Origin of the sequence: Brevibacillus reuszeri, from assembly GCF_002897295.1 — a bacterium.
Lineage (GTDB): Bacteria > Bacillota > Bacilli > Brevibacillales > Brevibacillaceae > Brevibacillus > Brevibacillus reuszeri_A.
Genome location: NZ_BEXF01000140.1, coordinates 1 through 514 on the forward strand (window position 1 = coordinate 1; position 514 = coordinate 514).

At 47.9% G+C, this 514-nt stretch carries 1 pseudogene; it reads right to left on the bottom strand.

The window, feature by feature from the left end:
* Window positions 1-439, bottom strand: a pseudogene (locus C3B52_RS35865) (GNAT family N-acetyltransferase); the annotation flags it as partial.
* Window positions 440-514: the final 75 nt, after the last annotated feature.

Sequence of the window (514 nt, forward strand, 5' to 3'; positions counted from 1 at the left end):
GAATAGCGTGATCTCCCGATCTCACCCCGCCTTTGGCCTCCAGGAATTTAATGGCAGACTGATTATGAATATTATAAAAACCAAAATATCGATCCACGCTGTCCTTAATCTTTTTAATTCCGGCAGTCCATAGCTGCTCCGCCATCCGATCCCACTCAGCGCCTTCCGCATCGATGAAAGGGCCCCATAATTCAGCTGCACGCTCTTCATCGCCCACGTTGAATCCTAGAGCTCCTACCATCTCATCTTGATCATACATAACCGTAAACCACCGGTTTAGCTCCCCTGATTCACCGAACTCCTCCTGGAGTGTGCTGTATATCTCCTCTTCCTGTTCACCGCAATAGCCTACATGATGTTGATGGATCGCATTCAATCTTGCAATAAAGGACGACAGCTGCTTCAGCTGGAGACGACCGTTCTCACTGCATATTGTCATATGAATTCTCCTTGCCATGAATAATCTTATTTCTGGTGGACAGCCATCAAAAGCATGCCCTGCACCATGGACCCG